The following is an 11,508-nucleotide window of genomic DNA, read 5'->3' on the forward strand; positions in this document are numbered from 1 at the left end:
AACAGGTGTTCCGGCCGGTGCAGGCCGCCGTGTGGGGTCTCGGCCGGTCCGTGGCGCTGGAGCAGCCGCGGCTGTGGGGCGGGCTCGTCGACCTGCCCGAGGACCTCGACTCCGTCACGATCTCCCGCCTGGTCGACGTGCTGTCCGGCCTGAAGGGAGAGGACCAGCTCGCCGTACGCCCCTCGGGGGTCTTCGGCCGCCGGCTGGTGCACGCTCCGCTCGGCGGAGACATCGCTGCGGGAGACACCGCGCTGTTCGGCGAAGGCACCGTACTGATCACGGGAGGCACCGGTGGTCTCGGGGCGCAGGTCGCCCGCTGGGCGGTCGGCGCCGGCGCCGCACACGTGCTGCTGGTCAGCCGCCGCGGACCCGACTCGCCGGCCGCGGCCGAACTGGCCGCCCTCGGTACCCAGGTCAGCATCGTGGCCTGCGACGTCGCGGATCGCGAGGCCGTGGCCGCAGTGCTCGCCGGGATTCCGGGGGACCTGCCTCTGACCGCGGTATTCCACGCGGCGGGTGTGGTCGACGACGGCGTGCTGGACGGCATGACGCCGGAGCGCCTCTCCTCGGTCCTGCGATCGAAGGCGGCCGGCGCGCTCAACCTGCATGAGCTGACCGAGCACCTGGACCTGCCGGCGTTCGTGCTGTTCTCGTCCACGTCCGCCACCTTCGGCTCACCGGGGCAGGCCAACTACGCGGCCGCGAACGCCATGCTCGACGCGCTGGCGGAGCACCGGCGTGCCCGGGGACTCGCGGCGACGTCGATCGCCTGGGGGCCATGGTCCGGGTCCGGCATGGCGGCGGACGACGTCGTGGCGAACCGGCTGCGCCGGGCCGGCCTGCGGACGCTGCCCCCGGGCCTGGCGGTCCGCGCGCTGGAGCGGGCGCTGGAGCACGGCGACACGACGCTGACCGTCGCCGACGTCGACTGGTCCCGATTCGCCGGCGCTTTCGCGGCGGTCCGGAACAACCCGCTGGTGAGCGACCTGCCAGAGGTCGCCGGGGTCATGGGCGCCGGGGCGGACCCCGCCGGCCCGGCGGAGCCGGCGTTCCGGCGGCGGCTGGCCGAGCTGTCCCCCGCCGAGCGGGGCCGGGCCGTCCTGGACCTGCTGCGCGGCATGGTGGCCAAGGTGCTGGGACACGCCGGCGCCGACGGCGTAGCGCCGGACCGCCCGTTCCGGGATCTGGGCTTCGACTCGCTGACCACCGTCGAGCTGCGCAACGTGCTGGCGGCGGCGACGGGGCTGACCCTGCCCGCGACGCTGCTGTTCGACTATCCCACCCCGACCGTGCTGGCGGACTTCCTGCTGGGCGAGCTGTCCGGCACGGGGCCGGCCGCCCAGGTCCCGGTCGTACGGGCCCATGCCGATGACGGCGATCCCATCGTGATCGTCGGCATGAGCTGCCGGTTCCCCGGCGGGGTGAGCTCCCCCGAGGATCTGTGGCGGCTGCTGGTGGACGGTGGGGACGTCATCTCCTCCTTCCCCGACGACCGGGGATGGGACCTGCAGGCGCTCGCGGCAGGGATGTCGTCCGCGAGCGTGGGCGGGTTCCTCAAGGACGCGACCGAGTTCGACGCCGAGTTCTTCGGGATCTCCCCACGCGAGGCGCTGGCGATGGACCCGCAGCAGCGGCTGGTGCTCGAGGCGTCCTGGGAGGCGCTGGAACGGGCCGGCATCGACCCCGCGGGTCTGCGCGGCCGCGACGCCGGAGTCTTCGTGGGCACCAACGGCCAGGACTACGTCGCCGTGCTCAAGGGCTCTGACGCGGATGTGCAGGGCCACGTGGCCACCGGTACCACCGCGAGCGTCATCTCCGGGCGGCTGTCGTACACGCTGGGTCTTGAGGGCCCCGCCATCACCGTCGACACCGCGTGCTCGTCCTCCCTGGTCGCCCTGCACTGGGCCACGCAGGCCCTGCGCGGCGGCGAATGCTCGCTGGCGCTCGTGGGCGGCGTGTCGGTGATGTCGAGCCCGGACTCGTTCGTCGAGTTCAGCGTCCAGGGGGGTCTGGCCCCCGACGGGCGGTGCAAGGCGTTCTCCGACACGGCGGACGGCACGGGCTGGTCCGAAGGGGTCGGCATGTTCGTGCTCGAACGCCTGTCGGACGCCAGGAACAACGGCCATCCGATCCTCGCCGTCGTACGCGGGTCGGCGATCAACCAGGACGGCGCGTCCAACGGTCTCACCGCGCCGAACGGCCCGTCGCAGCAGCGGGTGATCCGGCAGGCGCTGGCCGCGGCGGGGCTGTCACCGGCCGAGGTCGACGCGGTCGAGGCGCACGGCACCGGCACGGCGCTCGGCGACCCGATCGAGGCCCAGGCCCTGCTCGCGACCTACGGCCAGGAGCGGGATCACCCGCTGTGGCTGGGGTCGATCAAGTCCAACCTCGGCCACACGCAGGCGGCGGCGGGCGCCGCCGGTGTGATCAAGATGGTGCTCGCCATGCGGCACGGCATGCTGCCCAAGACGTTGCACCTCGAGGTGCCGTCGTCGCATGTGGACTGGACGTCCGGGGCCGTCGAGCCGCTGACCGAGCCCCGGGAGTGGTCGCGGAACGGCCGGCCGCTGCGGGCCGGCGTCTCCGCCTTCGGGATCAGCGGCACCAACGCCCACGTCATCATCGAGCAGGCGCCCCCGGAAGAGCAGTCCGACGAGCGGCGATCCGGGGATCGGAAGGCTCCCGCGGTCGTGCCGTGGGTCGTCTCCGGCCGCACCCAGGAGGCGCTGCGAGCCCAGGTCGAGCAGGTCCTGGCCGCCACGCGCGACCTCGACCCGGTGGACGTCGGCTACTCGCTGACGAGCAGGTCGATGTTCCGGCACCGCGCGGTGCTGCTGGCCGGCGCCGACGGAGTGGCGGAGATCGCGCGTGGCGAGGCCGCCGTCGTCGCGGGCGGGTCGGCGATGCTGTTCACCGGTCAGGGCGCCCAGCGCCCTGGTATGGGCCGGGAGCTGTATGACCGGTTCCCGGTGTTCGCACAGGCGCTGGACGCGGTGCTCGCGCAGCTCGACGTCGAGCTGGACCGCCCGCTGCGGACGATCCTGTTCGCCGAAGCGGGCTCGCCCGAGGCGGAGCTGATCGACCAGACGCAGTGGACGCAGCCCGCGCTGTTCGCGATCGAGGTGGCCCTGTTCCGCCTGGCGGAGTCGTGGGGGCTGCGGCCTGACCTGGTGGCCGGGCACTCGATCGGCGAGATCGCCGCGGCGCACGTCGCCGGTGTGCTGACGCTGGCGGACGCGTGCACCCTGGTCGCCGCCCGGGGCCGCCTGATGCAGGCGCTACCGGCCGGGGGCGCGATGGTCTCCGTACAGGCCACCGAGGACGAGGTACGCCCGATGCTCGCCGGGCGCGAGCACGAGGTGTCGATCGCCGCGGTCAACGGGCCGTCGGCCGTGGTGGTCGCGGGCGCGGAGGAGGCGGTCACCGAGATCGCCGCCCGGTTCGCGGCACTGGGGCGTAAGACCACCAGGCTGACCGTCAGCCACGCCTTCCACTCCCCCCTGATGGACCCCATGCTGGAGGAATTCCGGCAAGCCGTCCGAGGGCTGCGGTTCTCGCCGCCGGCCATCCCGCTCGTCTCCAATCTGACGGGCGAGCCGGCCGCCGTCGAGCGGATCTGCTCACCCGACTACTGGGTCGACCACGTCCGGCAGGCGGTCCGCTTCGCCGACTGCGTGCGCACCTTGCGCGGCAAGGGAGTGAGCACGTTCATCGAGCTCGGCCCGGACGGCGTGCTGTCCGCGATGACGCAGCACTGCCTCGCGGGTGACGGCACCGAGGCCGGGACGCTGGTAGTGCAGGTGCTGCGGAAGGACCGTGGCGAGGAGGAGTCGGTCGTGGCCGCGCTGGCCCGGCTCCATGTCCACGGGCTGCCGGTGGACTGGGGATCCCTCTTCACCGGATACGGCGCACGCCGGGTCGACCTGCCCACGTACGCCTTCCAGCGGCGGCGGTTCTGGCCGGAGGCCGTCGCCCCGGCCGGCCTGGCGCAGGACGCGGTGGACGCCGAGTTCTGGGCCGCGGTCGAGCGTGCCGACCTGGCGTCGGTGGCGGCCACGCTGGAGCTGGAGGCGGACTCGCTCTCGACGGTGGTGCCAGCGCTGTCCACTTGGCGCCGCTCGCGCCGGGAGCGCACGATCGTGGACTCCTGGCGATACCGGGTGGCGTGGAAGCCCTTGACCGCCCCGCCATCCGGTCGCCTGTCCGGGAGGTGGCTGGTGGCTGTTCCGGCTGGCCGGTTTGAGGATGGGCGGTGGGTGGAGGCGCTCGACGCTGTGGGCGCCGCCCTGGTGGATCCCGATGCGCTGGTGCGTTTCGACGTCACGCATGCCGACCGCGCGAGGTTGGCCGCGCGGCTCACCGAACTACTTGGCGAGCCGGACGCGGACGGATGGGCGCCGGTCGGCGTGATCTCCCTGCTGGCGCTCGCCGCGACGAACACGGGCGACCTGTCCGGGATGGATGGCGGCGATCTGCCCGAGGCGGATAGTAGCGATCTGTCCGGGATGGCGTTGACGGCCGCGCTCGTGCAGGCGTTGGGCGACGCCGGCGTGCACGCGCCGCTGTGGTGTCTCACCCGAGGCGCGGTGTCCGTGGGCCGCTCCGATTCGCCGCCGAACCCGGGACAGGCCGCCGTGTGGGGCCTTGGCCGGGTGGCCGCGCTGGAGCAGCCGCGGCGCTGGGGCGGCATGATCGACCTGCCGGAGACGATCGACCAGCGAGCCGTCGCCCGGCTGGCCGCGACGCTGGCCGGCGGACCTGACGGAGAGAGCGAGATCGCCTTGCGCGCCTCCGGAGTGTTCGGCCGTCGGCTCGTCCCGGCCCCGGCAGGGGATGCCGGCCGGATCTGGCGGCCACGCGGTACGGTGCTGGTCGCCGGGGACACGGGAATCGCCGGCGAGCGCATCGCGCGATGGCTGGTCAACGCGGGCGCCGAGCGGGTGGTGCTGGCCGGGCGTCCTGACTCGGTGGGGCCCGCGGATACGGATTCCGTGCTGGCCGGCCACCCCGGCTTGGCGGAACACGCGGACACGGATTCCCGCGTGACCATCAGGCACTGCGACCCGGCGGATCGGGAGGCTATGGCCGCACTGCTCGTGGAGTACCCGCCGGACGCGGTCATTTACGCCGACGAACCACCGGCCGCCGCCCCCTTGGACGGAACCGAGCCTGCGGACCTGGCCGCGGCCGCCGTGGCGCACGTCGCGGGCGCGGCGAACCTCAACTCCCTGCTGGCGGACTGGGAACTGGACGCGTTCGTCGTGTTCTGCTCGCTGTCCGGCGTCTGGGGCGTCGCCGGCCGTGCGGTCGCGGCCGCCGCGGAGGAGGTCAGGAACGCGCTGGTCGAGGCGCGCCGCGCGCGAGGTGCAGCGGGGACGACCGTGTCCTGGTCGGCATGGGCGGCCAGCGGCGTGACCACCGATAAGGGAATGGACCTGCACCTGCGGCTGAACGGGCTGCCCGCCCTGGCGCCGGAGCTCGCGCTCAGCGCCCTGGGCCGGGTCGTCGCGAGCGGAGAGAGCGCGGTGACGGTCGCCGACGTGGCCTGGGACCTGTTCACCCCGGCCTTCCTCGCGCTGCGCCCGACCCCGCTGCTGGACGAGCTGCCGCAGGCCAAGCAGGCGATGGCGGCGGACGGCGGCACCCGCGACGGCGAGCCCGCGCTCCGGGAACGTCTGCTCGGGCTGCCCGCCGCTGAGCGCACCGGGCTCGTCCTCGACCTGGTGACGACCAGGGCGGCCGCGGTTCTCGGGCACGCGGACGGCGGCGCGATCGAGGCCAGCCGGGCCTTCCGGGACTTCGGGTTCGACTCGCTCACCGCGGTCGACCTGCGCAACCAGCTCAAGGCCGCGACCGGGCTCGCCCTGCCGGCCACGCTCGTCTTCGACCATCCGACCCCGGAGGAACTCGCCAAACACCTGGTGGGACAGCTGCTCGGCGAGGAGGGCCCGCGCGAGGAGAGCGGGGCGGTGCCGGCTGTGCGCTCCGACGACCCGATCGTCATCGTCGGCATGAGCTGCCGGTATCCGGGCGGCGTACGCTCGCCGGAGGACCTGTGGCGGCTGGTCGGCGACGGGGTGGACGCGATCGGCCCGTTCCCCGTGGACCGGCACTGGGATCTCGCCGTCCTGTCCGGCGGCGGCTCTGACGGGCGCGGCCGCAGCGCGGCGGCCGGAGGCGGGTTCCTCTACGACGTCGCCGACTTCGACCCCGGCTTCTTCGGCATCTCGCCCCGCGAGGCGATGGTGATGGACCCGCAGCAGCGGCTGGTCCTCGAGGCGGCCTGGGAGGCGCTCGAACGCGCCGGTGTCGACCCGGCCGGCCTGCGGGGCGGCGACGTGGGCGTCTACGTCGGCGCCACCAGCGGCGACTACCAACCGCCCCGCGACCATCCGGGCCACGCGCAGACGGCGCAGGCGGCCAGCGTGATCTCCGGCCGGCTGTCCTACGCCTTCGGCCTGGTGGGGCCGGCGGTGACCGTGGACACCGCCTGCTCCTCGTCGCTGGTGGCGTTGCATCTGGCGGCCCAGGCGCTGCGGTCCGGTGAGTGCTCGCTGGCCCTCGCGGGCGGGGTCACCGTGATGTCCACCCCGGTGGGGTTCGTCGAGTTCGGTGAGCTGGGGGCGCTGTCCCAGGACGGCCGGTGCAAGGCGTTCTCCGACGCCGCCGACGGCACGGGCTGGGCGGAGGGCGTCGGCATGCTCGTGGTCGAACGGCTGTCGGACGCCCGGCGCAACGGCCATCGCGTGCTCGCGATCCTGCGCGGTTCCGCCGTCAACCAGGACGGCGCGTCCAACGGATTCACCGCGCCGAGCGGTCCCTCGCAGCGCCGGGTGATCCACCGTGCCCTCGCCGCCGCCGGTCTCGCCCCCTCGGACGTGGACGTGGTGGAGGCGCACGGCACGGGTACGAAGCTGGGCGACCCGATCGAGGCCCAGGCCCTGCTGGAGACGTACGGCCAGAACCGCGAGCGACCGGTGCTGCTCGGGTCGGTCAAGTCCAACATCGGACACACGCAGGCGGCGGCGGGAGTCGCCGGAGTGATCAAGATGGTGATGGCGATCAGGCACGGTGTCGCGCCGAAGACGCTGCACGCGCACGAACCGTCGTCGCATGTGGACTGGTCGGCCGGCGCGGTGGAGCTGCTGACCGAGGCCAGGCCGTGGCCGGACGCCGGCCGCCCGCGCCGGGCCGGGATCTCGTCCTTCGGAGCCACCGGCACGAACTCCCATGTGATCATCGAGGCGGCACATCCCGCCGAACCGGTCGCCGTACCGCTGGCATCGGGTCCGGGCCTCCTGCCGGTCCCGCTGTCGGCCAATACCCCGGACGCGGTGCGGGCGCAGGCGCGACGCCTGCTCGACCATCTCGCCGAGCACCCCGATGCCGGCCTGGCCGATCTCGCGTTCGCCCTGGCCACCACCCGGTCGAGCTTCCGGCAGCGGCTCGCCGTACTGGCCGGGAGCCGCGCGGAGCTGGTGGACGGCCTGACCGCGGCGGCGGACGGCAGCCCGGCGCCCCACGTGATCGAGGGCCGGGCGGGACGACCGGGCAAGACGGCGTTCCTGTTCACCGGCCAGGGCGCCCAGCGGGTCGGGATGGGCCGCGAGCTCTACGACCGGTTCCCGGTTTTCGCCGACGCGCTCGACGCCGTGCTGGCACATCTGGACGTGCGGCTGGACCGGCCGCTGCGGGAGATCTTGTTCGCCTCGGCGGACGCGCCCGAGGCCGGGCTGCTCGACCAGACCGGATGGACCCAGCCGGCGCTGTTCGCCGTCGAGGTGGCCCTGTTCCGCCTGCTCGAGTCCTGGCATCTCACCCCTGACGTGCTGATCGGGCACTCGGTCGGCGAGCTGGCCGCGGCGCACGTCGCGGGTGTGCTGTCACTCGAAGACGCCTGTGCGCTGGTGGCGGCCCGGGGCGCGCTCATGCAACGGCTCCCCGCCGGTGGCGCGATGGTCGCCGTCCAGGCCGCCGAGGAGGAGGTCGCGGGACTCCTGGCCGGGCGCGAGCACGAGGTCTCCCTCGCCGCGGTCAACGGCCCGGAGTCGGTGGTGATCGCGGGAGTCGAGCCCGCGGTGCTCGACGTGGCGGGCGCGCTGGCGGAGCGGGGCCACAAGACCCGGCGGCTAAGGGTGTCGCATGCGTTCCATTCGCCGTTGATGGATCCGATGCTGGAGGACTTCCGGGTGGTCGCCGAACGGCTCGCCTACGCGCCGCCGCGCATCCCCGTGATCTCGAACGTGACCGGCGCACTCGCCACGGATGAGCTGTGCTCGCCCGGCTACTGGGTGGAGCACGTGCGCAGGACCGTCCGGTTCGCCGACGGGATCCGCTCGGCGCACGAGGCCGGGGTGACCCGCTACGTCGAGATCGGCCCCGACGGCACGCTGACCGCGATGGCCGGCGACGCACTCCCCCCGGAGGCCGAGGTCGAGTTGACCCCCCTGCTGCGCAGGCACCGCGACGAGCACGAGGCGCTCGTCACGGCACTCGCCCAGCTGCACGTGCACGGGATGAGCCCGGACTGGACCGCCGTCTTCGCCGGCACCGGTGCCAGGCCCGTGGACCTGCCGACGTACGCGTTCCAGCACGAGCGTTTCTGGCCCGCGCCGGCGCTGTCGTCGTGGCACGGCGAGGGGGCACCAAGGTCCGCCATCGACGGCTGGCGGTACCGGATCGCCTGGCAGCCCCTCGCCGACGCGGAGACGCCCGGCCGGACCGCGGCGACCGGCCCCTGGCTGGTCGTGCTTCCCGAGGAACAGGCGGCGGACGCCTGGACGGACGCGGTGATCGGAGCCCTGGGCGCGGACGTCGTACGCCTGGAGCTGCCCGGCCTCACCGGGATGCCCGAAGACCGGGCCGCCCTGGCCGAGCGCCTGCGCGCACACGCCGCGGCCGCGCCGTACCGCGGAGTGGTGTCGCTGCTGGCTCTGCGGGAATCCTCTGCTGACGCGGGAGTGCCCACCGGGCTCGTCCTGACGACGCTCCTCCTCCAGGCGCTGGGCGATGCCGGTGTCGACGCGCCGCTGTGGTGCCTCACCCGAGGCGCGGTCGCGGCCGGTCCCGGCGATGTGCTGGGCAGCCCCGCGCAGGCCGCCGTCTGGGGCCTCGGCCGGGTTGCCGCGCTGGAGCAGCCGCAGCGGTGGGGCGGCCTGATCGATCTGCCAGACAGCGTCGATCGTGGCGCGGTGCGACGGTTGGCGAGTGTGCTGTCCGGGGTGTCAGGTGAGGATCAGGTCGCCATCCGGCCTTCTGGCGCCTACGTCCGGCGGCTCGTGCAGGGTCTTCCCGGCCGGACCGGCGAGTGGGAGCCGCGGGGGACCGTACTGATCACCGGTGGCACCGGTGCGCTTGGCGGGCACCTGGCCCGCTGGCTGGCCGGGAACGGCGCCGAGCACCTGCTGCTGGTCAGCCGGCGGGGGATGGACGCCGACGGCGCCGCCGAGTTGCGGGACGAGCTGGCAGGGCTGGGAGCCCAGGTGACCGTGGCCGCATGTGACGCGGCCGACCGGGGCGCGCTGGCCGCCGTGCTGGCCGGCATTCCGGCGGAGTTCCCGCTCACCGCGGTGGTGCACGCCGCGGGCGTGCTCGACGACGGCGTGGTGGACGGTCTGACCCACGAGCGGTTCGAGACGGTGTTCCGCGCCAAGGTGAGTTCGGCGGTGGTGCTGGACGAGCTGACCCAGGATCTGGATCTGCCGGTGTTCGTGCTGTTCTCGTCCGCCGCCGGCACGCTCGGCAGTCTGGGCCAGGGCAACTACGCCGCCGCCAACGCGGTGCTTGACGCGCTGGCCGAGCGGCGGCGCGAGCGCGGGCTCGCGGCCACCTCGGTGGCGTGGGGCGCCTGGGCCGGCGGCGGCATGGCGGACGTGGCCGCGGCGCAGGAGGCGTCCCGGCGCATGGGCGTGCGGCCGATGGACCCCGCGCTGGCCGTCTCCGCCCTGAGCGGCCTCGTCGCGGGCGGCGAACCGGTCGGGGTGGTCGCCGACATCGATCACGAGAGGTTCGTCCGGTCGTACACCGCGGGCCGGCCCAGCCGGTTGCTGCGTGAGATGCCGCATTACCGGGAGCTGAACGGCTTGGTGAACGAGCAGCCGGTGTCCGCACTGCGGGACAGGCTGGCCGGTCTGCCCGGCACCGAACGGCCTGGCGTGGTGCTCGACCTGCTGGGCGACCAGATCGCGATGGTCCTCGGGCATGCCTCCCGGCGGGCGATCGGCGCCGACCAGGCGTTCCGGGACCTCGGGTTCGACTCGCTCAGCGCGATCGAGCTGCGCAACCGGCTCATGGCGGCGACGGCGCTGAAGCTGCCACCCACGCTCGTCTTCGACTACCCGACTCCCGAGGCCCTCGCCGGTCACCTGATCGCCCAACTGGTGCCGGAGACGGCCGGGATCTCGGGTGTCGACGAGGAGGAGGCGCGGGTCCGGGCGCTGTTCGCGTCGCTGTCCATGGCCCGGCTGCGGGAGATCGGTGTGCTGGACGCGCTGCTGCACCTGACCGATGACCCTGCGACGGCGACCAGCGAGGAGGACGCCAGCGACGCGCTCGATTCGATGGGACTTGAGGAACTGGTGCGCGCGGCCCTCGACGGCGACCGATAGGTGGGGTCCGGCATAAGCTCTTGCGACTTTTAATCCGTAGGTTCAGGGTTCGAATCTCTGGCGCCCCACCACCTTTGCTCCCATTTGACCTGCCATTTCTCCTGGTTTGGGGCCTCGTCGGACAGAAGTCCGCACCATTGCTCCTCCACAATTAGGCTTTAAGTACGACTACGTCGATGCGGTCAATGAATTCTCTGACGCGGTTGTCAATTGCGATTTGGTGCATGACCTATGGCGTCTGCATGGCACCCAGGCGCGCGATCTCAAGCTGTCGCATCGCAGCGACCTCACTGATCTCCACCGATGCAAGGAGGCGGGTCCGCGACTCGGGGGAGAGTACGGACTGGCCAAGTGTGGATGACTTTACGATCTCCATGAGTTCTGCTGCTTGTCCGCCAGGCAGTCCATTCAAGAACCTGGGATGGGCAAGAGATTCGCGTGCCCCGTTCGCGCCGCCAACCCCGGTAGCCGTGGACATCAGTCGGTCAATGACGGGGGCAGGGTCGTCACCGTCGGGTAGGAGATCAAGGACCGTGAGCCCCAGATGGGTGTTGAACATCACGAGCGCCGGATTATGTTCGACCGCGAGGTACTCGGTTACCATCTGCTGGGCCGTGAAACCGGTCGGCTGGCCGTCAATGCGGAGGCACAAGACGGCCAGGCATGAGCTCACAGCGAGTTCCCACTGCTCGGTGAGAGAGCTGTTGCGCAGCAACGCGAGTCCCGCAGAAGGCGCGCCAGCCATGCAATGGGAAATCACGGCAACCTGTCGTCGTAAACAACCACGTAGCTCACGGTGAGTGATGGCGGCGGGCATGCGCTATCGCCGGGTGCCGTGCGAGGCGGACCCGGGACGGCGACGGGTGTCAGGGGACGGCGGTGGGCATGGGTGGCCGCCACG

Annotated in this window: 2 protein-coding genes (1 of these 2 running past the window's edge); one reads left to right on the forward strand and one right to left on the reverse strand. The window is 72.9% G+C overall.

Annotation, left to right across the window (positions count from 1 at the left end; all coding sequences use genetic code 11):
* Positions 1–10,607: the end of a type I polyketide synthase gene (locus ABGB08_RS44340; RefSeq protein ID WP_347603550.1), read on the forward strand. It extends 17,617 nt beyond the left edge of the window; only the last 10,607 of its 28,224 coding nucleotides appear in the window; its start codon lies off the left edge, out of view; the stop codon is at positions 10,605–10,607.
* Positions 10,608–10,836: 229 nt separating this feature from the next.
* On the opposite strand, the gene ABGB08_RS44345 is transcribed toward ABGB08_RS44340, so the two are convergent.
* Positions 10,837–11,322: a hypothetical protein gene (locus tag ABGB08_RS44345; protein WP_347603552.1), complete on the reverse strand. Its 486-nt coding sequence runs from the start codon at positions 11,320–11,322 to the stop codon at positions 10,837–10,839.
* Positions 11,323–11,508: the final 186 nt, after the last annotated feature.

Source organism: Acrocarpospora sp. B8E8, assembly GCF_039871605.1.
GTDB lineage: Bacteria > Actinomycetota > Actinomycetes > Streptosporangiales > Streptosporangiaceae > Acrocarpospora > Acrocarpospora macrocephala.